Origin of the sequence: Streptomyces sp. NBC_00536, from assembly GCF_036346295.1 — a bacterium.
Classification (GTDB): Bacteria; Actinomycetota; Actinomycetes; order Streptomycetales; family Streptomycetaceae; genus Streptomyces.
Map to the genome: position 1 here is coordinate 7,212,848 of NZ_CP107819.1, position 25,508 is coordinate 7,238,355.

Here is a 25,508-nt window from a genome sequence, read left to right on the forward strand (position 1 = left end):
GCCATGTCCGCCTACATCGCCCTCACCGCCCTCGTGGTCCACGACTACGACGAGGCCATCGACTTCTACACCCGCGCCCTCGGTTTCGACCTGGTCGAGGACACCGCCCGCCCCGACGGCTCCCGCTGGGTCGTGGTCCGGCCGCCCGGCGCCGCCGAGGGTGCGCTCCTGCTGGCCCGGGCCAAGGACGACGCCCAGCGCGCGCGGGTCGGCGACCAGACCGGCGGCCGCGTCGGCTTCTTCCTGTACACCGACGACTTCGCGGGCGACCACGCCCGGATGACCGCCGAGGGCGTCCGCTTCCTGGAGGAGCCGCGCCACGAGCCGTACGGCTCCGTCGCCGTCTTCGAGGACCTCTACGGCAACCGCTGGGACCTACTCCAGCCCGCCGCCGCGTAGCCGCGGCGCCTCGCGCGCGGCGTCCACGGCCGGGCCCGTGCCCTCGCCCGGGACGCTTCCCGGACCGTCGGCCGGTCCGGCCGCCACCCGGTGGGCCAGCTCACCGGCCCACCGGACCAGGCCCGGTACGTCGATGCCGTACGCCCCTTCCACCTCCGCGAGGGAAGCCGCGCCCCGCCGCAACAGCCGGGCCCCGCCCACCGCGTTGCCGCGCGCCGCATGGGTGAGGCCGACCGCGAGCTGCGCCAGCCCCCGCCACAGCGGGGCCTCTTCCGCGGGACCCGACTTCCAGGCGTCCTCGAACACCTCGTGCGCGTGGAACGGCATCCCCGCGTCCAGCAGCCGCTGTGCCTCCCGCACCGTCTCGGCCGGGGTCCGCACCACCCCCTCGGGCTGCCGCTCGACCCCGTCCGCCCCGTAGGGCAGGGGCCGCCCCAGCCCGTCACGGGGCCGCGCGCTGCGCGCCCGCCCCTCACCGTCCCGGTCCCTCGCATCCACGTCCACGCCCCCATCCTCCCCCCGGCAGGTCACCGATGCGTGCCCACCCCTCGGCGTGGGGTAATGTTGCCCATGCACCGCCGCCCGGGGGAAACCCCAGGTGACAGGGCATCGGGACGTGGCGCAGCTTGGTAGCGCACTTGACTGGGGGTCAAGGGGTCGCAGGTTCAAATCCTGTCGTCCCGACTTTGCTTCACGCAGGTCGGAGGCCGTTCTCTCATCCATGAGAGGACGGCCTTTCCCATGTCCGGACTCCACCCGGGGGAACGGGCGTCCTGCTCCCGGCCCCCCGCCCCGGACCGCGTCAGCGGTCGCGGGCCACCCTTCGCTCGTCCCAGACGGGGCCGGAGGTCTCGCGGACGACCCCGTCCGCGCCGAAGACCAGGTACCGGTCGAAGGACCTGGCGAACCAGCGGTCGTGCGTGACGGCCAGCACCGTGCCCTCGTACGCCTCCAGTCCCTCCTGCAGGGCCTGCGCCGACTCCAGGTCGAGGTTGTCCGTCGGCTCGTCGAGCAGCAGCATCGTGGTGCCGGCCAGTTCCAGGAGCAGGATCTGGAAGCGGGCCTGCTGGCCGCCCGAGAGCTTGTCGAACGGCTGGTCGCCCTGGCGCTCCAGCTCGTAGCGGCGCAGCACCGACATCGCCCCGCCCCGGTCCCGCGCGTGCTCCGTCCACAGGATGTCGACCAGCGGGCGGCCCGCCAGCTCCGGATGGGCGTGCGTCTGGGCGAAGTGTCCCGGCACGACCCGTGCGCCCAGTTTCCAGGCACCCGTGTGCGCGACCGAGGGATCCCCCGCCAGCACCCGCAGGAAGTGCGATTTCCCGGAGCCGTTCGAACCGAGGACCGCGACCCGCTCCCCGTAGAAGACCTCCAGATCGAACGGTTTCATCAGACCCGTGAGTTCAAGGCCTTCGACGGTCACGGACCGCATACCGGTACGGCCGCCGCGCAGCCGCATCCGGATCTCCTGCTCGCGCGGCGGCTCCGGCGGCTGGCCCGCCTCCTCGAACTTCCGCAGACGGGTCTGCGCCGCGTGGTAGCGGGAGGCCATCACATCGCTGCGGGCCGCGTACTGCTGGAGGTCCCGGACGAGCCGCTTCAACTGCGCGTGCTTCTCGTCCCAGCGCCGCTTCAACTCGTCGAACCGTGCGAAGCGTTCCCGCCGCGCCGCGTGGAAGGTGCCGAAGCCGCCGCCGTGCACCCACACCTCGGACCCGGCCGGGCTGGGCTCGACGGCCACGATCTTCTCGGCGGCGCGCGTGAGCAGTTCGCGGTCGTGCGAGATGAACAGCACGGTCTTGCGGGTCTCGGCGAGCTGCTCCTCCAGCCACCGTTTGCCGGGAACGTCGAGGTAGTTGTCCGGCTCGTCGAGCAGCAGCACTTCCTCGGGACCGCGCAGCAGCGCTTCGAGCACCAGCCGCTTCTGCTCACCGCCGCTGAGCGTCCGCACCTCACGCCACTGGGCCTTCTCGTACGGCATGCCGAGCGCGGCGGTGGTGCACATGTCCCAGACGGTCTCGGCCTCGTACCCGCGCGCCTCGGCCCAGTCGCTCAGGGCCTGCGCGTACGCCATCTGCGCGGCCTCGCCGTCGGTCGTCATGAGCAGGTGCTCGGCCTCGTCGACCGCGGCGGCCGCCGCCCGGATCCGCGGCCGGGCCACGGACACCAGCAGGTCCCGTACGGTCCGCTCGTCCCGCACCGATCCGACGAACTGCGGCATCACGCCCAGACCGCCGCCGGTCGTCACGGTGCCGGAGTCCGGTGTGAGGTCTCCGGAGATCAGCCGCAACAACGTCGTCTTGCCCGCGCCGTTCGCACCGACGAGCGCCACGACAGCGCCTTCACCCACCCGGAACGAAGCGTCCCCGAGCAGGATCCGCCCGTCTGGCAGGTGGTACTCCAGATGTGCGGCTTCCACATGTCCCATAAAGCGACATTGTTCTTTCCGGCGTCATGCTCGGCAACGCAATTCCGAGTGCCTGCGGTGAGCTGAGGCGGCGGGGCGATCGGCCCGGGGGCGTGGTGGGCTGTCGTATCGTTCCTTGCACAGGTCAGCGTCGTACCGGAATCATTCGGTACGGTTGCGGGCCTTCTTGGGGGTCCGCCCGGGGCCGGGGCGCGGTGACTCGCGCGCGTCGGTTCCCGAGACGTCCGGGCGCGCCCGACCAGAACCGCCCGGGGGCGAGTACGAGCCGAAAATTCATGGGGTGGCGACGTCGGCAACCGCTTCGGCGATGCTTCCGTCTCACATGCTGGTGTGACAACCAGGCCATGAGCGGTGGGGTTTCCGGGGGGTGCCCCACCGTGATCACAGACCAGCGGGGAAGGAAAGCGGGACTCATGGGGGAAGACGGCATCCGGTTCACCGTGCTCGGAGCCGTTCGGGTCATCCGGGACGGGGCCGTCCTGACCACCGGATCACCCCAGCAGCAGGCGCTCCTGACGGCGCTGCTGCTCCGGGCGGGCCGGGCCACGCCCGCGCACGAGCTGCTCGCCTCGATCTGGGGCGAGGACGCACCGGAATCCGCGCTGTCGAGCCTGCGCACCCACGCCTGGCGGCTGCGCCAGATCGTCGAGGAGGACCGCGCCGCGCCCAAGGTCCTCGTATCCCTGCGCGACGGCTACCAGCTGCAGGTGCCGCCCCGCTCGGTGGACGCGCTGCACGCCGAGCAACTGGCGGCCGAAGCCGCGCGGGCCCGGGCCGCCGGGCAGGAGGACGAGTGCGGCAGGCTGCTCGCCGAAGCCCTCGCCCTGTGGAGCGGCGAGCCCCTCGCGGGCGTCCCGGGACCCTTCGCCGAGCAGCAGCGCTCGCGGTTCACCGCGCTGCGCCTCGCGCTGGTCGAGGAGCGCTTCGAGCACGACCTCCGGCAGGGGCGGCACGCCCTCGTCATCCCGGACCTCATCGGCTTCACCCAGGAGCAGCCGCTCCAGGAGCGTCCCTACGGCTTCCTGATGCGCGCCCTGTACGCGATGGGACGCCAGGCCGACGCGCTCGCGGTGTTCGGCCGGGCCCGCCGGGTCCTGGCCGACGAGCTGGGCATCGACCCCGGGCCCGAACTGAGCGCGCTCCACGAGCGGATCCTCGCGAACGACCCGCTGCTGATGGGCCACCTGGCCGAGGCGCGGGAGGAGCCGGCCGGCGACTCCGGCGCGCCCGGACCCGAACCGGAACCGGCTGCCGGGGCGCCCAAGGAAGCCCCCGCGCCCACCCGGCCCGCCCAGCTGCCCGCCGACATCGCCGACTTCATCGGCCGCCGGGAGCAGGTCCAGGACCTCTACCGGGCGCTCACCGACCCGGCCCGCCCCTCCCTCGCGGTGGTGTCCGTCACCGGCATGGGCGGCATCGGCAAGAGCACCCTCGCCCTCCAGGTCGCCCACCAGGCCAAACCGGACTTCCCGGGCGGCCAGCTCTACGCCGACCTGCGCGGCAACGGCCTGGAGCCCGCCGACCCGGGAGCCGTCCTCGGCAGCTTCCTCACCGCGCTGGGCGTCCCCGGCCAGGGCATGCCCGCCTCCACCGAGGACCGGGCGCTGCTCTTCCGTACGACCCTCGACGGACGCCGCATCCTGGTCGCCCTGGACAACGCCCGCGACCCGGCACAGATCCGGCCCCTGCTGCCCGGCTCCGCCGACTGCGGAGTGATCGTCACCAGCCGGGCCGTGCTCGCCGGGCTCTCCACCACCATCCAGAGCGACCTGGACGTCTTCGACACCGCCGAGGCGACCGCCCTGCTGCGGGCGATCGTCGGAGCGGGCCGCATCGACGAGGAACCGGAAGCCGCCGCCGAACTGGTCGCCCTGTGCGGCCACCTCCCGCTCGCCGTGCGGATCGTGGCGGCCCGGCTCGCGGCCCGGCCCCGCTGGCGGGTGGCGACCATGACCGGCCGCCTCGCCGACGAACGGCTGCGCATAGGCGAACTGCGCGCCGGAGACCTGGCCGTGGCGGCCGTCTTCGAACTCGGCTACCGCCAGCTGACCCGGGCCCAGGCGCGGGCGTTCCGGCTGCTCGCACCGGTGACCCGGCAGGGCATCGGCACGGCCGCCGCGGCGGCGGCGCTGGGCCTGGACGAGTACGACGCCGAGGAACTGCTGGAGGCGCTGGTCGACGCGGCCATGCTGGAGGCACCGCGGCCCGGCCACTACCGCTACCACGACCTGGTGCGCTCCTTCGCGCTCCAGCTCGTCGTGTCCGAGCAGCCGGGAGCCGAAGAGGCGGACGGGGACGACGGCGCCGCGGCGCTCGGGCGGCTCCTCGACTTCCTGCTGGACGGATCGTGTGCGGCCTTCCAGACGATGGTGCCGGGAGACCCGGTCGGCGCGATCCTCGGCGGCAGGCCCGAGTCGGGGCCGCGCTTCGCCTCGCTGGCCGAGGCGCGCACCTGGGTGACCGAGGAATTCGACTGCGCCGCCAACGCGGCGGCCCTGGCCGCCCAGGGCCCTCCGGGCGCCGACACCGGGATCCTGCGCACCGCGAGCGACCTGCTGGTCGCCCTCAGCCCGTTCGGGCGGGACATCCCCTACTTGCAACTGGCCCTGGCCGCCCGCAAGGTGGCCGACGCGGCGGCCGCGCGCGGCGACGACCAGGCCGAGGCCCGGGCGCGCTTCGTGTGCGGCAACGCCGCCCTCCAGCACACCCGGCTGGCCGAGGCCGAACTGCACACGCGCCTCGCCACCGAGGCCTGCACGCGCGCCGGGGACGAGGTCATCCTGCGGCAGATCCTCAACGACCGGGGCCTCATCGCGCAGTGGCAGCGGCGCTTCACGGACGCGGTGGTCTTCTACGACCGGGCGCTGGAGCTGGCCCGCCGGCTGGGACACCGCTCGGGGGAACTGACCACGGAACTCAACGCCGCCCAGGCCCGGCTGCGCAGCGGCCGCCCCGCCGACGCGGTGGAGGTGTGCGAGGCCGCGCTGGCCCGGCTGCGCACCGAACAGGACCCGCACGTGACCTCGTACGCCTGGTACGTCCACGGCATGGCGCTGCACGAACTGGGCCGGCCCACGGACGCCGTCGTGAGCTACACGGCCTGCCTGGAGGTCTGCGCCTCGGCCCGGCTGCGGGGCCGGGAGACCCAGGCGCGGTTCCGGCTCTCGGACAGCCTGCGGGAGATGGGCCGCTTCGGCGAGGCACTGGCGGAGGCCGAGCGGGCCCTGGCCCTCAGCGAGGAACTGGGCTCCCAGCGCGAGCGCGGGCACTGCCTGCTCGCCCTGGCCCGGGCCCTGGCCGAGACCGGGGACGGGGCGGGGGCGCTGGCACGCGCCGGGCAGGCGCGCGACATGTTCGTCCTCCTCGGGCTGCCCGACGCCGACCAGGCCGAGGACCTGGAACGGCTCCTCGGCGGGCCCGTGGGCGCGAACGGCTGAGAAGGGGGGGGCGGCCGGGGGAGACACCGGCCGGGGGCCGTGGCTCAGCCCTGGCTGTTCCACTCGTTCGTGTCCTTGCCATCGGCGAGGACGGTCACGGAGTGACCCGGCGCCGGAGCGTCGTGGTGGGCGACGGAGACGGAGAAGAGCGAGGCGGCGGCGCAGCCGACGGCGACGATGATGGCGGCCTTGCGCAGGACCAGGGTCTTCATGGAGTGCTTCATGGGGGTGCCGTCCGCTTCGTGGATCGATGACTGCCTGTGAGTGAGAGCCGGTGAGACTGTGCGTTCCGGCTGCTCTGGAACAAGACTGATCCAGCCCGCTCTACGACGGATATACGCCGGATAGCCGAGGCCCCGTCCACGGCCCGCGGCGCCGAGGATCTTCCGTATATGCGCCCCGTGCAGCATGTGAACCGTGCGGTGGTCGGCCACTGGGCCGGTGCCTCGCGCCGGACCCGCCTCCCGGTCCGTCCGGACCGCGCACCGCACCACTCCGGCCCCCGGCCGACCCCGGCCCAGGCCGAAACCGACCACGCACCGTTCTCCCACAGCTGTTCCCGAACCGCCACACGATGGAACCGGGCCAGCGGAGGTTGCCATGACTGACCTTCTGTCTCCTTCGACCGCGCACCCCTCCTCCGCCGTGCACCCGGCTCCTCACGTGCAATCGGCTCCGCACGTGCACCCGGCTCCCTACGTGCAATCGGCCGACCTCAGCTTCGAGCTGCTGGGCGAGGTCCGGGGCTGGCGCGGCGGCGTGGAACTCCCGCTCGGCGCGCCCCGCCAACGCGCGCTGCTGGCCGTCCTGTTGCTGCGCGCCGGTTCGCCCGTCGGCCGCGAGCACCTCATCGACGGCATCTGGGGGGACACCACCGTGCTCGACGGCGCCAACCTGGTGCAGGCGTACGTATCCAAGCTGCGCAAGCTGTTCGAGCCCGACCGGGCTCCGCGCACCGCCGGCGGGGTGCTCACCAGGGTCGGCGGCTCCTACCGGCTCTCCGTCGACCCCCGCCAGTGCGACCTCGGCCGGTTCGAGCAGGCGGTCACCGAAGCCCGGGCGCTACGGGCCGCCGGTCAACCCGCCGCCGCCGAAGGGACCCTGGCCGCCGCGCTCGCCTCCTGGTCCGGCCCCGCGCTCACCGGCGTGAGCGGCCCGCTGCTCGACATGGAACGCACCCGGCTCGCGGAACTGCGGCTGGCGGTCGTCGAGGAACACACCGAACTCGCGCTCGAACTCGGCGGCCACGCCCGCCTGGTGCCGCAGCTGCTCGTCCTCACCGCCGAACACCCCTACCGCGAACGGCTCTGGGCGCTGCTGATGATCGCGCTCTATCGCGGCAGCCGGCAGGCCGACGCGCTGGCCGCCTACCAACGGGCCCGGCACACCCTCACGGAGAACCTGGGCCTGCTGCCCGGCCCGGAGCTGCGCGGGATCGAGGAGGCGATCCTCGCCGGGCGCCCCGACCCGCTGGCCCACGGCGGGGCACCCGCCGCCCCGTACGGCGCGGCGCCCGAACCCGGCCGCCCCCACCTGAGCCTGGTCGGCCCGGCGGACCCGGCCCCGGCCGCCCGGACCACGGCGCGCACCGCGACCCGCGGCCCCTGGTCCGGCGCCGCGGCCCTCCTGGCCCGCTGAGCGACCGCTCCACGTACCAACTCCCTCTCCAACCCCCTCTTCATTCTTTTCCGCCCGCCCGTCCGTCGCCGCACCGCCGTGCGCCCGTGCCCTCCGGCCCGTGCGCGGCGGTGTCCGCCATGGCCGCCCCCGTCGAGACAAGGAAGCGCCACCCCCATGACAGTCCAGACCGATACGGCCCCGCCGGACGATCCCGAAGCGTCCGGCCACGACGCCCCCGATGGTGGTGCGTCCGACCGCGACGCGTCCGAACCCGGTACCCCGGCCGCCGCGCCCCCCGGACGGCGCCGACGCCTGCGGCGGATCCTCGTGCGCACCGCGGTCAGCCTCACCGCCCTGGTACTGCTGGCGGTCGGCGGCCTGTCCGGGTACGCGTACTGGACGGTCCAGCAGTCGCTGCCCCAGCTGTCCGGCAGCACCAGCGTGCCCGGGCTGCGCGGCGAGGCCCGGATCGTCCGGGACGCCTCCGGCATCCCGCAGATCTACGCCGACAACGCGCACGACCTGTTCATGGCCGAGGGGTACGCCCAGGCCCAGGACCGCTTCTGGCAGATGGACACCCAGCGGCACGTCACCGCGGGGCGGCTCGCCGAGATGTTCGGCCCGAGCCAGGTGCAGACAGACAAGGTGGCGCGCACCTTCGGCTGGTACCGGGTGGCCGAGCAGGAGGTGGCCATGCTGTCGCCGGAGACCCAGGCGTACCTGAGGGCCTTCTCCGACGGTGTGAACGCCTACCTCGCCCGCAACAAGGGCGCCGACCTGTCGGTGGAGTACCCGGTGCTCGGCTTCGTGTCCGGCGACTACCGGCCCGAGCCGTGGACCCCGGCCGACTCGGTGTCCTGGCTGAAGACCATGGCCTGGAACCTCAACACCGGCATGATCGACCAGTTCCAGCAGGCGATGCTGGCGGCGAAGCTGCCCGCGGGCCGGGCCGATGACCTCTTCCCCGGCTACGACTTCCAGCGCTGGCAGCCGATCGTCCCGGACGGCACCCCGGGCAGCCCCCCGGCGCCCGTATCCGCGCCCGCCTCCGCGCCCGCACCCGCCGCCGCGACCGCGACCGCGGCCTCGGCTCCGGCCCCGGCTCCGGTTCCCGCGGCGGCCTCCGCCGGAGCGCCGCCGGTGGTCCCGGCGGCGGCCTCGGCCGCGCTGGCCGACAGCGCGGGAGTGCGGGGCGTACTGGCCGCCGTCCTCGGCCCGCAGGGCATCGGCATCGGCTCCAACTCCTGGGTGGTGGCGGGCAGTCGCACCACGACCGGGAAGCCGCTGCTGGAGAACGACCCGCACCTGACCCCCTCGCTGCCGGGCATCTGGTACCAGGTCGGCCTGCACTGCACGCGGCTCAGCGCGGAGTGCCCGTACGACGTCAGCGGCTTCACCTTCGCGGGCATGCCCGGCGTGGTGATCGGCCACAACGCCAAGATCTCCTGGGGGTTCACCGACCTCGGCGCCGCCGACTCGGACCTGTTCGTGGAGAAGGTCAGCGCCTCGGGCTATGAACACCAGGGCCAGCAGAAGCCCTTGACCATCCGTCAGGAGAAGATCAAGGTGGCGGGCGCCCCGCCGGTGGACCTGACCGTCCGATCGACCCTGCACGGCCCGCTGATCTCCGACGTGCTCAAGTCCGCCGACGAAGTGGCCGACGACGGCAAGGAACCCGACGTACCTCCGCGCGGCCCGCAGGAGGACTACGCGGTCGCGATGCAGTGGACCGCGCTGGACCCGGCCCCCACCATGGACGCCCTCTTCGCGCTGGACCGGGCCGGGAACTGGGACGAATTCCGGGCGGCCGCCGCGGTCTTCGCCTCGCCGGTGCAGAACATGATCTACGCGGACACGGCGGGGAACATCGGCTACCAGACGCCGGGCCGGATACCCGTCCGCAAGGCGGGCGACAGCCGCCACCCGGTGCCCGGCTGGACCGGGGCCTACGACTGGACCGGCTACCTGCCCTTCGACCAGCTGCCGACGAGCTTCAACCCGCCGCAGGGCTACATCGTCACCGCCAACAACGCGGTGGTCGGGCCGGGTTACCCGCACCTGATCGGCAGCAGCTGGGGCACCGGCTACCGCAGCCAGCGGATCGCCCAGCTCATCGAGCAGTCGTCGTCGGGCGGCCGCAAGCTGGACGTCGCGGCGATGGAACGGATCACCCAGGACAGCTGGAACGGCAACGCCGCCACCCTGGTGCCCCGGCTGCTCCAGGTCGAGGTCGGCGCCGACGCCAAACCGGCCCAGGAGCTGCTGCGCGGCTGGGACTTCACCCAGGGCGCGGACTCGCCCCAGGCCGCCTACTTCAACGCCGTCTGGCGCGAACTGCTCCAGAGCGCGTTCACCGACCGGCTGAGCGCCGCCGGAGTCAAGGGATACGCCCACCCGGACGGCGGCGGTCGCTGGTTCGACGTCGTACGCCGCCTGCTCGACCAGCCGGACAGCATCTGGTGGACCAGTGCCACCGACCCCTCCGTGCACGGCCGGGACGCCCTGCTCAAGCAGGTGATGGAGCGGGCCGCCACCACCCTGCGGGGACGGCTCGGCGATGATCCGCGCACGTGGCGCTGGGGCGCGCTGCACACCCTGACGCTGGAGAACCCGACCCTGGGCGCCGGCGGCCCCGCCCCGCTCCAGTGGCTGCTGAACGCCGATCCGGTCGGGGTCGGCGGCGGCACCGACTCGGTGCTCGCCAACGGCTGGGACCCGAAGAAGGGCTTCGAGGTGATCTGGGTGCCCTCCATGCGGATGGTGGTGGACCTGGCGGACTTCGAACGCTCGCGCTGGATCAATCTGACCGGAGCGTCCGGCCATGCCGGTGCGGACACCTACACCGACCAGGTGGGCCTCTGGGCCAAGGGCGGCAGTCTGCCCTGGCCGTACGGAGCGGCGGCGGTGGACGCGGCGGCGCGCGACCGGCTGCGGCTCACTCCGTGACGCCCCGTTCGTAGGGCTCCAACACCTCTTCAGTAGGTCTTCAGTAGGTCTTCAGTTCGTTTTCAGCAGGTCTCCAGCCGGGCTTCGGTCCGGCACACGCGGGCCGTCGGCGGTGTCACCGCCGGCGGCCCGTCGTGCGTCAGCGGCCCGGCAGCCGGGCGCCGGTCCACGGGCAGACGGCGGCCAGAGCGTGCCCCGAGCACGGGCAGAGCGGCACCGACGGGGCGTCAGTCCAGGGCAACCGTGCGACAGGCGCCGGACGGAAGCATCGTCACCGACAGTCGCCCCGGGCGCCCTGCCGCGGGGCCGGAGATCGGAGAGACATGCGCTGGGAGCAGGTGTACCTGGCCGGCACGGGTGTCTGGCTGGCCGACCGCACGAACGCCGCGGCGGCCGTCGCGGCCGGTGCGTACGACGCCGGGGAACACGCCGTCAACCAGATCCACTCGGTCAGCTCGGCCGCGGCCGGAGGTCCGGACGATCTGTCCGCGCCGGAGATGGCGGTCCGCGCGGCCCGCACCGCGCTGCGCCGTTCCGGCCCGGCCGCGGAGCGGATCACGAACGTGTTCCACAGCTATCTATGGTTCCAGGGAGCCGAGTTGTGGCCGTCCGCCGCCTATGTGGCACAGCACGCGGTCGGCTCCGCGGTACCCGCCTTCGACCTGTTGCAGCAGTGCAACGCGGGACTGGCCGGGGTGGAGCTGGCGGCCCGTCAGCTCCAGGGTGGAGGGTCCGACCGGGCGGGCGGTGGCGAGGCCGTGCTGCTGACCACGGCCGACCGCTTCGCGGCCCCCGCCTTCGACCGCTGGCGGGCCGAACGCGGCATGGTCTACGGAGACGGGGGCACCGCGCTGGTGCTCAGCTCCTCCCCGGCGGGCGCGACCGGCCGGCTGCTGGCCACCGCGACCCGCGTGGACAACTCGCTGGAGGGCCTCGCCCGGGGCGCCGGATTCCGCTCCGGCCCCGAGCGGGAGCCCAGGCCGGTGGACCTGGGGGCGCGCGCCGAGGAGTACTTCCGGGCGCAGCGCAACATGCGGGCCGCGACCCTGCGCACCGCCGAGGTGGCGGCCGAGTCGATCCGGGTCGCGCTGGCCGACTCCGGTACGCCGATGGACCGGATCGACCGGGTGGTGCTGAACGCCACCGGGCAGCAGCGGCTGCGCTGGCAGCTGGAACACCAGCTGGGCATCGAGGAGGAGTTCTCCAACTGGGAGTTCTGCCGCGAGGTGGGCCACCTGGGCGCGGGGGACCACTTCGCCGGGCTGAACGAGCTGCTGGAGACCGGCGAGGTCGGCGAGGGCGACCGGGTGCTCCTGGTCGGCGGCGGCACCGGCTACAGCTGCACCAGCGCGGTCGTCGAGATCACCGACACCTCGGGCGGGTGCGCATGAGCACCGCCACCCCGACGGTCCCGGGCGGCGCCTTCCCGCCCGCGGCCACCGAGGTCGAGGACGGCACGCTCGTCATCGACCTGCTGGACGCGGCCGCCGCCGCCCGGCCCGCCGCGACCGCGGTCCGGGACGCCTCCGGTGCCTGGAGCTACGCCGAACTGGCCGAGGCCAGCCGGACAGTGGCCGCCCGGCTGCGCGGCTGCGGCGGAGTCGCACCGGGCGACCGGGTGGTCCTGCGGCTCGGCAACCGGCGGGAGTTCGTCGCGCTGTACTACGGCGTGCTGCGTGCCGGGGCCGTCGCGGTGCCGCTGAACCCGGAGTTGAAGGCCTTCGTCCTGCGCGGGGTGCTGGCGGACGCCGCTCCGGCGGTGGTCGTCCTCGACCCGTCCGAGCCGGGCCCGGTCCGCACGGCGGTCATCGCCTGCGGCGCCCGCCCGGTCACGCCCGCCGAACTCCTCGACGGCCCGGGCCCGGACACGTACGCGCCCGCGGCCACCGGCCCCGGCCGCCCGTCGGCCGACGCGGTCGCCCAGCTGATCTACACCTCCGGCAGCACGTCCGCCCCCAAGGGGGTGGTCTGCACCCACCGGCAGGTGGTCTTCGCCGCCCGGGCGATCGCCCGTCGGCTGGACTACGGGCCGCGGGACGTGGTGCTCGCCGCGCTGCCGCTCTCCTTCGACTACGGCCTCTACCAGCTCCTGCTGGCCGCGATCGGCGGCTCCGAGGTGGTGCTGGCGGACGCCGCCGCGCCGGTGCGCGTGCTCACCGTGCTGCGCGAGCACCGGGTCACCGTGATGCCGGTGGTGCCCTCGCTGGCCGAGATGCTCTGCCGCCTCGCGGCCCGCGGCACCCCACCGGACCACGTCCGGCTGTTCACCAACACCGGTGCCGCGCTGGCCGGTTCGACCATCGAGGCACTGCGCTCCGGGTTCCCCGGCGCGGCCGTGGTCGCGATGTACGGCATCACCGAATGCAAGCGGGTCACCATCGCGGAGCCGGACGCCGACCGCGAGCGCCCCGGCTCGGTGGGCCTGCCCCTGGACGGGACCACGGTCGAGGTCCTCGACGAGCGGGGCCGCACCCTGCCCCCGGGCGAGGTCGGCGAGATCGTCGTCGGCGGCCCGCACGTGATGACCGGCTACTGGAACGCGCCCGGACCGACCGCCGAGCGCTACCGCCCGGACCCGCGCACCGGCCGGACCCGGCTGCACACCGGCGACCAGGGCCGGCTGGACGCCGACGGACACCTCTGCATCAGCGGTCGCCTCGACGACCAGTTCAAGAGGCGCGGGGTCCGGATGAGCACCCCGGAGATCGAGGCCGCCGCACTGGACGTCCCCGGCGTACGGGCGGCCGCCGCGCTGCCGCCCCGGGACGGGCTCGACCTGCGCCTCGTCGTCACCGGCGAGGACGGGCTGAGCGCCGACCGGGTCATCGAAGGCCTGGAACAACGGCTGGAGGCGGCCAAGGTCCCCGCGGCCTGCCGGGTCATCGCCCGGATGCCGCTCACCCCCAATGGCAAGACCGACCGGAAGGCGCTGGAGACCGATGAGCACTGATCCACGCCCGATCTCCCAGGTGCCGGACGAGGACCTGCTGGCCGCCGAGCTGGTACGCCGCTACGGCAGCCCGCTGTACGTGTACGACCTCGCCCGGGCCGAGCGGGCCGCCGCGGACCTGCGCGCCGCCCTGCCCGGGGGGTCCCACCTCTACTACTCCCTCAAGGCGAACCCGCACCCCGAGCTGGTCCGCGCCCTGCGGCTGGCCGGGTGCCGCCCGGAGATCTGCTCCACCGGTGAACTCGCCGCCGCGCTGGCGGCCGGTTTCGACGGCGCCGACTGCCTCTACGGCGGCCCGGGCAAGACCGCCCAGGAGCTGCGCGAGGCGCTGGCCGCGGGGGTGCGTACCTTCTCGGTCGAGTCGCCCGCCGATCTGCGCCGGGTCGGCGCCGCGGCCCGGGCCCTCGGGGTGAGCGCGCGCTGCCTGCTGCGGATCAACGGCGCGGGGGCGGGCGCGGGCGTCGGCCTGCGGATGACCGGCGGGGCCTCGCAGTTCGGCCACGACATCGTGGACGCCCTGCCCGGCCTCGACGAATTCACCGTGCCCGGCACGGAGTTGTGGGGGCTGCACTTCTTCCCGCTCACCAACGCCGCCGACCCGCAGGGGCTGCTCGCCGAAGCCGTCGCCTCGATCCGTACCGCCGCCGCGCTGGAGGCCCACTGGGGCCGTCCGCTGCGGATGCTCGACCTCGGCGGCGGGTTCGCCTGTCCGTACGCCGCGCCCGGCGAGCGGCCGCTCTACCACGCGCTGCGCGCGCCGCTGGAGGCCGCGCTGGACGAGTATCTGCCCGGCTGGCGGGGGCGGTTGGAGCTGGCCTTCGAGTCCGGCCGGTACCTGGTCGGCGACAGCGGGCGACTCGTCTGCACCGTCACCGAGGTGAAGGAGAGCCGCGGCACCTCCTACGGCGTGCTCGACAGCGGGATCAACCACCTCGGCGGGCTCTCCGGGGTGGGCCGCCTTCCCTCACTGCGCGCGGAACCCCTGCACCTGGCGCACCCCGGGCCGGAGCCGGAGGAGCCCGCGGAGGGGGCCGCGGAGGAGCCCGGAACCCGCCGGGTGGCCCTGGTCGGGCCGCTCTGCACCCCCGCCGACGTGATCAGCCGGGCCACCGAGGCCGTCCCGCCCCGCCCCGGCGCGCTGCTGGCCGTCCCGAACGTCGGCGCGTACGGCGCCACCGCGAGCCTGCTCGGCTTCCTCAGCCGCCCCGCCCCGGCCGAGATCACCGTCCGCGACGGCCGGGTGGTCAGCGCCGACCGGATCACCCTCACGCGCGAACCGCTGCCACCACGACCCACATCACCGCGACCGCACCGGTCGCCTCGCAAGGAGCTGAACAGCATGACCACACACCACCGTTGGGACGACCGGTACGAGAGCGTCCTGGCCGAGCTGCTGCCCCGCACCGCCGGAGAGCGGCCCCTGCCCGCCGAGTTCGGGCTGCGCGCCGCCGGGCTGGACTCGATGGCCGTCGTCGAGCTGCTGGTGCGGCTGGAGGAGGCCTATCAAGTGGCCATCCCCGACGAGGAGCTGGGGCCGGAGGCCTTCGAGACCGTCGGCAGCCTCTGGGCGGTCGTCGCCCGGCAGCTGGCCCCGGCCGACGCGCACTGACCGGCCCACCCCCGCATGCTGAGAGAAAGGCTGGCACCCGTGCCGGTATCACTGGACATGGAAGTATCGGCGCCGGACCTGGTGCTGACCGGAGCCGAGAGCGCCGCCACCGAACGGGTCGTCGCGCTGCTCGGCGGCGGACCGCAGGGGGCCCTGGTCGACGACCCCGCCTGGGTGGCCTCGGCCCGCGACCACTGGGAGGAACTGCCGGCCCGGCTGCGCCGGACCCTGCGCTCCTTCCGCCGGGACCCCGGAACGGGCGGCGCCCTGCTCGTGCGCGGGCTGCCGGTCGGCGGGGCCGCGCTCGGGGCCACCCCCGTGACCGACGGCTCGGTGCAGCGCGCCGCGACCGTACCGGCGTCGGTGCTGGTGCTCGCCGCGTGCGGGCTCGGCGACCCCGCCGCCTTCCGCCCCGAGAAGACCGGCGCGCTGGTCCAGGACGTCGTCCCGGTGCCCGGACGCGAGGAGTTCCAGGGCAACGCGGGCTCGGTGCTGCTCACCTTCCACAACGAGAACGCCTTCCACCCGCACCGGCCGGACTTCGTCATGCTGCTGTGCCTGCGGGCCGACCCGGAGGGGCTGGCCGGACTGCGCACCTCCTGCGTGCGCGAGGTGCTGCCGCTGATGGACGGGGAGACCCGGGCGGCGCTGTGGCGGCCGGAGTTCCGCACCGCGCCGCCGCCGTCGTTCGGCGCCGCGGACGGCCGCGCCGAGCCGCACCCCGTGCTCACCGGTGCGTACGAGGACCCCGACCTGCGGGTGGACATGGCCGCCACCGAGCCGCTCACCGAGCGGGGTGCGGCGGCCCTGGGCGAGCTGCGGGTCCTCTTCGAACGCACCGCCAGGACCGCGCGGCTGGAGCCGGGTGACCTCGCGGTCGTCGACAACCGGATCACCGTGCACGGGCGCACCGCCTTCAGCCCGCGTTTCGACGGGACCGACCGGTGGCTCCAGCGGACCTTCGTCCTCGCCGATCTGCGTCGCTCGCGGGCGCACCGGGCGGGTGACGGCTACGTCCTGGCCGACCCGGCCGGGCGCCGCGCCTGACCCCCCCACCCACCCCGCAGCCTGGTCGGCCCGGCCCCCGCGGCCCCGCCGCCCAGGCTGCGCCGCCTCGCCGACGGGGCTGGGGTGCCCCCGGGCTCTGCCCGGACCCGCGCCTCAAACGCCGGCGGGGCTGGGGGTGGCCCGGTGGGCCGCGCCTTTCCAGCCCCGCCAGGCTCCTGCCGCCCCGGCACCCCAGCCTCGCCGACGTTTGAGGCGCGGGGTTCGGGCGGAGCCCGGGCGCTGCCGCCACGCCCAGCCTCGCCGGCGGAGGCGCGGGGCCCGGGCGGGGCCCGGGTGCTGCCGCAACCTCCAGCCTCGCCGGCGTTTGAGGCGCCGGTCCGGGCAGAGCCTGGGCGCTGCCGCAACCCCCAGCCTCGCCGGCGTTTGAGGCGCGGGGTCTGGGGCGGAGCCCCAGGGGCCCCGCAGGGGACGACGGCCCTGGCGGGCCGCCCCGGGCTCTGCCCGGACCCGCGCCTCAAACGCCGGCGGGGCTGGGGGTGCCCCCTCGCCCGCGTATTCGTCTGTTTCCATCGAACGGAGTCAACCGTGACTACTGCCCTCTCCCCGGCCCCCGCCACCGCACCCGCACCCGCACCCGCACCCGACGTCGACCCGGGACGCGCGCCCGGGGTCGGCGGGCCCAGCTTGGCCGCCGCTCGGCCGGATCCGGCCGATCTGGATCCGCGTCGGGCGCTGCGCGCGCTGGAGCACTGGCGGGCCGACGGGCGGGACGCCGCCCGGTTCCCGTACCGCGCGGTCCTCGCCCACTACCGGGCCGTCGGCAAGAACGCCGTCGGCGCCGAGCTGCTGACGGCCCTGCGCACGCTCCGGCCGTCCGTACCGGAGGGGCTGCTCGCGGACTGGCTGCCCCAGGTGGTGGACGGCGCGCAGGGCGACTACGACAGTTACCTGGGCAGCCCGGTCTACGCCTCCCTGGCCCGGTCCGGCGCGGGCACCGAGCCGGTGATCACCGCCCTGCTCGCCGACCTCGTGGCCATCGAGGCCGCCACGCTGGCCGGGGCCCCGGCCGGGCGGGCCCGTACCCGGGCGGCCCTGCGCGCCCTCACGGCGGCGGCCGGGCTCCCGGGCGCCGGTGACCCGGCCACCGAGGACGGCACGGACGAGCTGGTACGGGCCTGCGCCGACGCGGTCGGGGCGGCGCGGGACGCGGTGCCCGCCGGGGTGCTGCGGGCGGTCGAACTGACGTTGACGCCGACCACCCGCAGCCACGACGAGCAGATGTTCATCCGGGTCATCCAGATCTTCGAGGCCGTCTTCGCCGCCGTCGCCCGGTCCATAGGGGCCGCCACCGAGGCGGTGGCCACCGGCCGGGCCGACCGGGCCCGGGAACTCCTGGCGGACGCGACCCGCCAAGTGGCCGGTACCTCGGGGGTGTTCCGGGTGCTGACCACCATGCCCAAGGACGCCTTCGCGGTGATCCGGGCCAACACCGACGGCCGCAGCGCGGTGCAGTCCACGGCCTACCGGACCATCGAACGGACCTCACCGGAACTGCACCGCACCCTGCTGCGCGGCACCCTCGACCAGGCCGAACTCGCGCCGGTGATGGGTGAGTTGGACACCGCCTGGGGTGCGATGAAGCGGACCCACTGGGGGGTCACGATGAAGGTGATCGGCCAGGTGCGCGGTACCGGCGGCACCGCCGGCGCCTCCTACCTCCGCGAGGCCGCCGACGTACGGCTGTTCCCCGCCCTCGGCTGAGTCCTCGGCTGAGCCCTCGGCCGAGTCAGCCGACGTTCAGTGAGCGGTCAGTGGGCCGTCAGCCCGGGGCCGGTCCGCCGCCCGGCGGCCGCCGGAAGGGCATCCGCGCCCGCCCAGGACGGGCCAAGGGCGCGGTCAGGGCGGACCGACAGCATCGAAGACAGAACGAACGGCCGGCCCCTACGGCCCGTACCCATCCATCCAGCCAGCGAAATCGGAGCGCAGTGATGAGCAGCAGCGAGGACACCACCGTGTACCAGGTCGTCATCAACGACGAGGAGCAGTACTCGATCTGGCCGGCCGACCGGGACCTGCCCGCCGGCTGGCGCGCCGACGGCACCCGGGGCGAGAAGGCGCAGTGCCTGGCCCACATCGACGAGGTGTGGACCGACATGCGGCCGCTGAGCCTGCGCGTGGCGATGGAGCGGCAGGCCGCCGCGCCGGTGGCCGCGGGCTGAGCCCGGGCGCCGGTACGTCAACGGCCGCCGACGGCGGCAGCAGGAACAGGGCATCGGACACCGAACGGTGAGGGAAGAACGCGTGGACCCGCGACTTGAGCATCAGGACTGGATCTCGGCGATCGCCGCCACCGCGGCGGCGGATCCGGACCGTACGGCCTTCGAGTTCTCCGGAAGGGAGGACGCGCCCGTCGAGCGGCTGACCTACGGACAGCTCGACCGGCGGGCCCGGGCCGTGGCCGCCCGGCTGCAGCGGCTCGGTCTGACCGACCGTCCGGTGCTGCTGCTCCAGCCCCCGGGTCTGGACTACGTGGTCTCCTTCGTCGGCTGCCTGTACGCCCGGGCCGTCGCGGTGCCGGTGTACCCGCCCAACCGCCGCCCGCGTTCGGTGGAGCGGCTGGTCGACATCGTCGCGGACTGCGGGGCGACGGTGGCGCTGACCACCGCCGCCGTCCGCGACCGGCTGCTGCCCGATGACCCGGACGGCGCGGTGATGGACGTACTGCGGCTGCTGGCGACCGACCTGGTGCCGGAGTCGGAGGCGGGGGAGTGGGCGCACCCGTCGGTGGGCGCCGACACCGTGGCGTTCCTCCAGTACACCTCCGGCTCCACCTCGGCGCCGCGCGGCGTGGTGCTGACGCACGGCAACCTGCTGCACAACTCGGCCCTGATCCAGCGGGCGTTCCGCACCACCGGCAGCACCCGCGGCATGTCCTGGCTGCCGCTCTTCCACGACATGGGGCTCATCGGCGGCATGCTCCAGCCGCTGTACTACGCGGGCTCCTGCTCGCTGATGTCCCCCACCTCCTTCGGGCAGGACCCGCTGCGCTGGCTGCGCGAGATCAGCCGGTCCCGCGCCACGGTCAGCGGCGGCCCCAACTTCGCCTACGACCTGTGCGCCGACCTGGCCACCCCCGAGGTGCTGGCCGGACTCGATCTGAGCAGCTGGGAGGTGGCGTTCAACGGCGCCGAACCGGTGCGCGCCGAAACCTTCCGGCGGTTCGCCGCCGCCTACGCCCCGGCGGGCTTCCGGGCGGAGGCCTTCACCCCCTGCTACGGGCTGGCGGAGGCCACGCTGATCGTCTCGTGCAAGCCGCACGGCACGGCCCCGGCCCGCCACCTGGCCCCGAACGCGCTGCTCGCCGGAACCGGCGACGCGGCGGCAGAGGGTAACGGGGCCGACAAGGCCGACGGGACCACCGAGCTGGTCAGCAGCGGGCGTCCGGACGACTCCCAGCGGCTGGAGATCGTCGACCCCGTCACCCGGCGCCCGGTGGCCCCCGGCGGCATCGGCGAGATCTGGCTCTCCGGCCCGAGCGTGGCCCAGGGCTACTGGAACCGGCCCGAACACACCGAGGCCACCTTCGGCGCCCGCATCGTCACCGACGGCACGCCCGACGGCACGCCCGACGGCACGCCCGAGGGGACGCCCGCCGCAGCCGGTCCCACCTTCCTGCGCACCGGCGACCTCGGCCTGCTGCACGAGGGCGAGCTGTACGTCACCGGCCGCCTCAAGGACCTGATCATCGTCCGCGGCCGCAACCACTACCCGCAGGACATCGAGCAGACCGTCTCGGCCGTCCACCCCGCGCTGCGCGCCAACTGCGGCGCGGCCGTCCAGGTCGAACTGGGCGGCGACGCCGAGCTGGTGATCGTCCAGGAAGTGTCCCGGGACCACCAGGACGGCGATCTGCCCGCGCTGGCCCGCGCGGTGCGCGAGGCCGTCGCCGAGGCGCACGGCGTACGACCGGCCGCCGTGGTGCTGATCCGCGCCGCGACGCTGCCGCGCACCTCCAGCGGAAAGGTCCAGCGCCACGTGTGCGCCGCCTCCTACCAGGACGGCGACCTCACCGCGCTGGCCCACAGCGGCCGCCCGCAGGGCGCCGCCGCCGAGCGGACGGTGGCGCTGGACGCCGCCGCGCTGCGGGCCGCCGACCCGGCCGCACGCCCGGAGTTGCTGCTGGCCGCGCTGTACGGGCTGCTCGCGGCCCGGCTCGGACTGGCCACGGAGGACCTCGCGCCCGGACAGCGGCTGACCGAACTGGGCCTGGACTCGCTCGGCGCGGTCCGGCTGCGGCACGAACTGCACACCGCCCTGGGCGTGGACCTGACCCTGACCGAGGCGCTCGACCTGGACCTGGCCGGACTGGCCGCACTGCTCGCCGAGCGCTCCGAGGAGGCCGCCGGGACGTCCGGACCGGCCGCGGCGGACGGCTCCACCGCACCCACCGAGCCCACCGCACCCACCGAGCCCGGAGACCACCCGCTCTCCCCGAACCAGGGCGCCCTCTGGCTGCTGCACCAGGTCGCCCCGGAGAGCCCCGCCTACCTGGTCTCCACCGCCTTCCGCGTGCACGGCGACCTCGACCCGGCCGCCCTGAACACCGCGCTGACGGGCCTGACCCGGCGGCACGCCGTACTGCGCAGCACCTTCCCCCGGACCGAACAGGGCCCGGTGCAGCGGGTGCACGCCGACCTGCCGCCCGCCTTCGAGCGGACCGACGCCCGCGGCTGGAGCGCGGCCGAGCTGGCCGCCCGGCTGACCGAGGCGGCCGAGGAGCCCTTCGGTCTGGAGACCGGACCGCTGCTGCGGGCCCGCCTGTTCACCGGCGCCGAGGGCGGCCACCGGCTGGTCCTCACCGCCCACCACCTGGTGGCCGACCTGTGGTCCCTGTCGCTGCTGCTGGACGAGCTGGCCACCGGTTACCCGGCGGCGCTGCGCGCGGAGCCCCTGCCCGACGGGGAGACCGGCTCCGCCCCGTTCACGGCCTTCGCCCGGCGGCAGACCGGGCTGCCGGACACCGCGGCCGGACAGCGTCGGCTGGACCAGTGGCGCACCACCCTGGCCGGGGTCCGGTCCGGCACCTCGCTCCCCGCCGACCTGCCGCCCCGGCGCCAGCGGCTGCGCGGCGCGGCCGTCCCGCTCCGGGTGGACGCCGCCACCACCGCGGCGCTGACGGCGCTGGCCCGGCGCGAGGGCGGCACCCTGTACACGGTGCTGCTGGCCGCCTTCCAGCTGCTGCTGGCCCGCAGCACCGGCGAGCAGGACGTGGTCGTCGGCACCCCGGCCCACGGCCGGGACGACGCCGCCTTCGCGGGCACGGTCGGCTGCCTGGTCAACACGGTGCCGCTGCGCGTCCGGATCGAGTCCGCCGAGCCGTTCACCGCCCTGCTGGGGCGGGTGCGCGAGGGCGCGCGGCTCGCGCTGGACGGCGCCGAGGTGCCGTTCCCGGCACTCGTCGAGCTGATCCGCCCGGACCGCGACCAGGGCGGACGGCCGCTGGTGCGCAGCCTGTTCAGCCTCCAGCAGGCCCCGGGCGAGCACGCCGAGGCGCTGGTGGCGATGGCCACCGGCCGCGGCGACGTCCCCTTCGCCCTCGGTGGCCTGGACTGCTCGACCATCGAACTGCCGGTCAGCGGGAGCCAGTTCGACCTCCAGCTGACCCTGGGCGAGGCCGCGGACGGTCTCGCCGGTGCGGTCCGCTACGACACCGACCGCTACCTCCCGGCCACCGCCGAGCGCTTCGCCGCCCACTTCGCCACCCTGCTGGCGGAGATCGCGGCCGACGCCTCCCGCCCGGCCGGCGAACTGCCGCTGCTGGCCCCGGCCGAGCTGCGGGCCGTTCTCGCCGAGGGCAACGACACCGCCCTCGGCTACGACCCGGCCGACGGGGTGGTGCGCGGCTTCGAGGCCCGGGCCGCCCGGACCCCGCTGGCCGTCGCGGTCCGCGCCGCCGGCCCCGAGGGCGGCGAGGAGCTGGACTACGGGACGCTGGACCGGCTCGCCGACGGGGTCGCCGCCCGGCTGCGTACGCTGGGCATCGGCCCCGGCCGCACCGTGGCCGTCCTGCTGCCGCGCACCCCGCGGCTGCTCGTCGCGCTGCTCGGCGTGCTCAAGTCCGGCGCCGCCTACCTGCCGCTGGACCCCGGGCACCCGGCCGACCGGCTGGCGCTGGTGCTGGCGGACGGCGCGGCCGCCGCGGTACTGACCGACCTGCCCGCCGCGAGGGTGCCCGCCGGGGACTGGACCGTGCTGGCCATGGACACCATCGGCGAGTGGCGGCGTACGGCCGACACCCGGACCGACCCGGAGGCGGCGGCGTACGTCCTGCACACCTCCGGTTCGACCGGCCGCCCCAAGGGCGTCGTCGTCCCGCACCGGGCCCTGGCCAACCTGCTGGCCTCCTTCCAGCGGGACCTCGCGCTCGCCCCCGGCGCGGGCTGGCTCTCCGTCACCACCCCGGCCTTCGACATCGCCGCGCTGGAGTACTTCCTGCCGCTGGTCAACGGCGCGACCGTGCACCTGGCGGACGCGGCCACGGCGGGCGACGGCTCGCGGCTGCGCGCCTGCCTGGACGGCGGCGGGATCAGCCACCTCCAGGCCACCCCCGTCACCTGGCAGCTGCTGCTGGAAGCGGGCTGGCAGGGCACGCCCGGACTGACCGCGCTGTGCGGCGGCGAGCGGCTCCCCGCGCCGCAGGCCGCCGAGCTGCTGGCCCGCGGTGCGCGGCTCTGGCAGGTCTACGGTCCGACCGAGACCACCGTCTGGTCGGCGCGCGGCGAGCTGACCGCGGCCGACGGGGAACTGCCGCTGGGCACCCCGGTCGCCAACACCCGCCTCCACGTGGTCGATCCACTGCTGCACCCGGTCCCGGCCGGGTTCACCGGCGAGCTGCTGATCGGCGGCGACGGCCTGGCCCACGGTTACCTGGACCGCCCCGGCCTGACCGCCGAGCGCTTCGTACCGGACCCCTTCGGCGGCGCGCCGGGGGCGCGGCTCTACCGCACCGGAGACCTGGTGCGGCGCGGGCCCGGGGGCGCGCTGCTCTTCGTGGGCCGCACCGACACGCAGGTGAAACTGCACGGACACCGGATCGAACTCGGCGAGATCGAGACCGCCCTGGAGCGGCTGCCCTCCGTCCGCCGCGCGGCGGTCGTCGTCGACGGCGAGGGCGCCCGGGCCCGCCTGGTCGGGTACCTGGAACAGCACGGGACGCCCGCCGCCCCGGCCGAGCTGCGCGAACTGCTGCGCCGCACGCTGCCCGGCTACGCGGTCCCCTCGCTGCTGGTGACCCTGGACGAGCTGCCGCTGACCGCCAACGCCAAGGTGGACCGGCGGGCCCTGCCCGAGCCGGAGCACCCCGGCACGACGGGCGCCGTGGAGGAGCCCGTCGGACCGACCGAGCAGCGGATCGCCGCCCTGCTGGCCGAACTGCTGGGGGCCGAACGGATCGGACGGCACGAGGACCTCTTCGACCGGGGCGCGCACTCGCTGCTGCTGGCCCGCTTCGCCGAGCGCCTGCGGTCCGAGTTCGGCGCCGCACCGCAGCTGCACCAGCTGTTCGACCGGCCCACGGTGGCCGCCGTGGCCGCCCTGGTCGACGCGGCGGCCCAGCGGCCCGGGGGAGCGCAGGCCACCCGGACCGCCCCGGTCCGGGTGGACCGTACCCGCTACGCCGTCAGCCGCGGGTCCGACGGCGCGCTGCGCCCGGTGCTCGCGGGCGCGGCCGCCGAGGGGGACGCACGATGACCTACGTCCCCTACCTCCCGGCCGGTCGCAGCGACCGGCCGGGAGCCGGCCCCGGCGCCGCTTCGCCGGAGCGCCCGTACCGCCTGCGATGTCCGGTCTGCCACGACAGCCGGGAGGACGACGGACTGCGGCTGGACTGCGCGGCGGGGCACCGGCCCGGACTGCTGAGCACCGAGTACGCGCGTACGTTCGCCCCCGGATCCGGAAGCGGCCCGTTCCGCTACGCCTGCTGGCTGCCGACCGCGGGCCGGGAACTGCCCGAGGGCGCGATCGGCGCCACCTACCGGGCCCAGGCGCTGGGCCGCGCGCTGGGACTGACCGAGCTGTGGGTCGCCTTCAGCGGCCACTGGCCCGAGCGCGGCGCGGCCCTGGAGACCGGCAGCTTCAAGGAGCTGGAGGCGCAGGCGGTACTGGCCCGGCTGCCCGAGCGCCCGCCGGTCCTGGTGGTCGCCTCGGCCGGGAACACCGCCGCGGCCTTCCTGCGGGCCTGCTCGCGGCAGCGGGTGGACTGCGTGCTGGTGGTGCCGGAGACAGCGCTGCCCGCACTCGCCGCCGCCGGGGAACGCGCCGACGGCGTACGGCTGGTGACGGTGGCCGGTGACTACACGGACGCCATCGAACTGGCCGACGCGATCGCCGCGCGGCCCGGCTTCCAGGCCGAGGGCGGCACCCGCAACGTGGCCCGGCGCGACGGTCTCGGCACCGCGCTGCTGGCCGCCGCCGAGACCATCGGCCGGCTGCCCGACCACTACGTACAGGCGGTGGGCAGCGGGGCCGGGGCGATCGCCGCGCACCAGGCGGCCCGGCGGCTGCGGGCGGCCGGATTCCCGGCCGCGCACCAGCCGGGCAGCCACCCGGGCATGGTGTCCGGTGGGCTGCCGCGGCTGACGCTCTGCCAGAGCGCCCCGTTCGCGCCGATGGTCCGCGCCTGGGAGTCCGGCCTCGCGGAGCCGGTCATCGGCGACGGCCCCGGGGTACGGGCGGCGGTGGCCGCCGCCCACGCCCAGGAACTCACCACCCGCAAGCCCCCGTACGCGGTGGCCGGCGGGGTGCGCGAGTGCCTCGTCGAGAGCGGCGGGGAGCTGCTCGCGGTGGAGAACGCCGAAGCGGCCGCCGCCGGGGCGCTGTTCGCCCGGACCGAGGGCAACGACATCGAACCGGCCGCGGCGGTGGCCCTGGCCGGCCTGCGCCGGGCGGTCGCCGCGGGACGGATCCGGCCCCGGGACACCGTGCTGCTGCACGTCACCGGCGGCGGCCGAGCCCGCCGCGCGGCCACCCACCCGCCCGTCCCGGTCACCCCCGACCTGCGGATCCCGGCCGGACTGGGCGCCGAGGCCGCCGCCTACCTGGTGACCGGCGCATGAC

The 25,508-nt window shown here is 75.2% G+C and carries 15 protein-coding genes and 1 tRNA gene; 13 read left to right on the plus strand and 3 right to left on the minus strand.

What is annotated here, in order from left to right:
• Positions 1 to 3 precede the first annotated feature (3 nt).
• The gene (locus OHS33_RS30865; RefSeq protein ID WP_330333690.1) at positions 4 to 399 is read left to right on the plus strand and encodes a VOC family protein; all 396 of its coding nucleotides are present in this window, start codon (positions 4 to 6) and stop codon (positions 397 to 399) included.
• Here the strand turns inward: OHS33_RS30865 and OHS33_RS30870 are convergent.
• Positions 376 to 903, minus strand: a complete 528-nt coding sequence (locus OHS33_RS30870) for a DUF309 domain-containing protein (protein ID WP_330333691.1) — start codon at positions 901 to 903, stop codon at positions 376 to 378. The genes OHS33_RS30865 and OHS33_RS30870 overlap by 24 nt on opposite strands.
• Before the next feature lie 106 nt (positions 904 to 1,009).
• On the opposite strand from OHS33_RS30870, the gene OHS33_RS30875 reads away from it, so the two are divergent.
• Positions 1,010 to 1,083, plus strand: a tRNA-Pro gene (locus OHS33_RS30875).
• Between the two features lie 118 nt (positions 1,084 to 1,201).
• On the opposite strand, the gene OHS33_RS30880 is transcribed toward OHS33_RS30875, so the two are convergent.
• Positions 1,202 to 2,824 (minus strand): ATP-binding cassette domain-containing protein, encoded by a 1,623-nt coding sequence (locus tag OHS33_RS30880; protein ID WP_330333692.1) that lies wholly within the window; start codon positions 2,822 to 2,824, stop codon positions 1,202 to 1,204.
• Between the two features lie 413 nt (positions 2,825 to 3,237).
• Here OHS33_RS30880 and OHS33_RS30885 point away from each other — a divergent pair, with 413 nt between their 5' ends.
• Entirely contained in the window at positions 3,238 to 6,261 is a 3,024-nt protein-coding gene (locus OHS33_RS30885) for an AfsR/SARP family transcriptional regulator (RefSeq protein ID WP_330333693.1), read from the plus strand.
• A gap of 44 nt (positions 6,262 to 6,305) precedes the next feature.
• Here OHS33_RS30885 and OHS33_RS30890 read toward each other — a convergent pair whose 3' ends face one another.
• Positions 6,306 to 6,485: a hypothetical protein gene (locus OHS33_RS30890; RefSeq protein ID WP_330333694.1), complete on the minus strand. Its 180-nt coding sequence runs from the start codon at positions 6,483 to 6,485 to the stop codon at positions 6,306 to 6,308.
• Positions 6,486 to 6,861: 376 nt separating this feature from the next.
• Between OHS33_RS30890 and OHS33_RS30895 the strand changes: the two genes are divergently transcribed.
• The 10 genes from OHS33_RS30895 (at position 6,862) to OHS33_RS30940 (ending at position 25,507) form a co-directional block, all read left to right on the plus strand.
• Positions 6,862 to 7,899, plus strand: a complete 1,038-nt coding sequence (locus OHS33_RS30895) for an AfsR/SARP family transcriptional regulator (RefSeq protein WP_330333695.1) — start codon at positions 6,862 to 6,864, stop codon at positions 7,897 to 7,899.
• A 156-nt stretch (positions 7,900 to 8,055) separates the two neighbouring features.
• Positions 8,056 to 10,827 (plus strand): penicillin acylase family protein, encoded by a 2,772-nt coding sequence (locus OHS33_RS30900; protein WP_330333696.1) that lies wholly within the window; start codon positions 8,056 to 8,058, stop codon positions 10,825 to 10,827.
• A gap of 323 nt (positions 10,828 to 11,150) precedes the next feature.
• The gene (locus tag OHS33_RS30905) at positions 11,151 to 12,218 is read left to right on the plus strand and encodes a ketoacyl-ACP synthase III family protein (RefSeq protein ID WP_330333697.1); all 1,068 of its coding nucleotides are present in this window, start codon (positions 11,151 to 11,153) and stop codon (positions 12,216 to 12,218) included.
• Complete coding sequence (locus OHS33_RS30910) at positions 12,215 to 13,777, plus strand: class I adenylate-forming enzyme family protein (protein ID WP_330333698.1); 1,563 nt, start codon at positions 12,215 to 12,217, stop codon at positions 13,775 to 13,777. Before OHS33_RS30905 ends, OHS33_RS30910 begins: the two co-directional genes overlap by 4 nt.
• Complete coding sequence (locus OHS33_RS30915) at positions 13,767 to 15,386, plus strand: phosphopantetheine-binding protein (RefSeq protein WP_330333699.1); 1,620 nt, start codon at positions 13,767 to 13,769, stop codon at positions 15,384 to 15,386. Before OHS33_RS30910 ends, OHS33_RS30915 begins: the two co-directional genes overlap by 11 nt.
• Positions 15,387 to 15,443: 57 nt before the next feature.
• Positions 15,444 to 16,433: a TauD/TfdA family dioxygenase gene (locus OHS33_RS30920; RefSeq protein WP_330335274.1), complete on the plus strand. Its 990-nt coding sequence runs from the start codon at positions 15,444 to 15,446 to the stop codon at positions 16,431 to 16,433.
• A gap of 546 nt (positions 16,434 to 16,979) precedes the next feature.
• Entirely contained in the window at positions 16,980 to 18,155 is a 1,176-nt protein-coding gene (locus tag OHS33_RS30925; RefSeq protein ID WP_330333700.1) for a hypothetical protein, read from the plus strand.
• Between the two features lie 227 nt (positions 18,156 to 18,382).
• Complete coding sequence (locus OHS33_RS30930) at positions 18,383 to 18,613, plus strand: MbtH family protein (RefSeq protein WP_330333701.1); 231 nt, start codon at positions 18,383 to 18,385, stop codon at positions 18,611 to 18,613.
• A gap of 82 nt (positions 18,614 to 18,695) precedes the next feature.
• Positions 18,696 to 24,143 carry an amino acid adenylation domain-containing protein gene (locus tag OHS33_RS30935; RefSeq protein WP_330333702.1) on the plus strand — a complete coding sequence of 1,816 codons (5,448 nt, stop codon included), beginning with the start codon at positions 18,696 to 18,698 and terminating at the stop codon, positions 24,141 to 24,143.
• Positions 24,140 to 25,507 (plus strand): cysteate synthase, encoded by a 1,368-nt coding sequence (locus tag OHS33_RS30940; RefSeq protein ID WP_330333703.1) that lies wholly within the window; start codon positions 24,140 to 24,142, stop codon positions 25,505 to 25,507. The genes OHS33_RS30935 and OHS33_RS30940 overlap by 4 nt, the downstream gene beginning before the upstream one ends.
• Position 25,508: the final 1 nt, after the last annotated feature.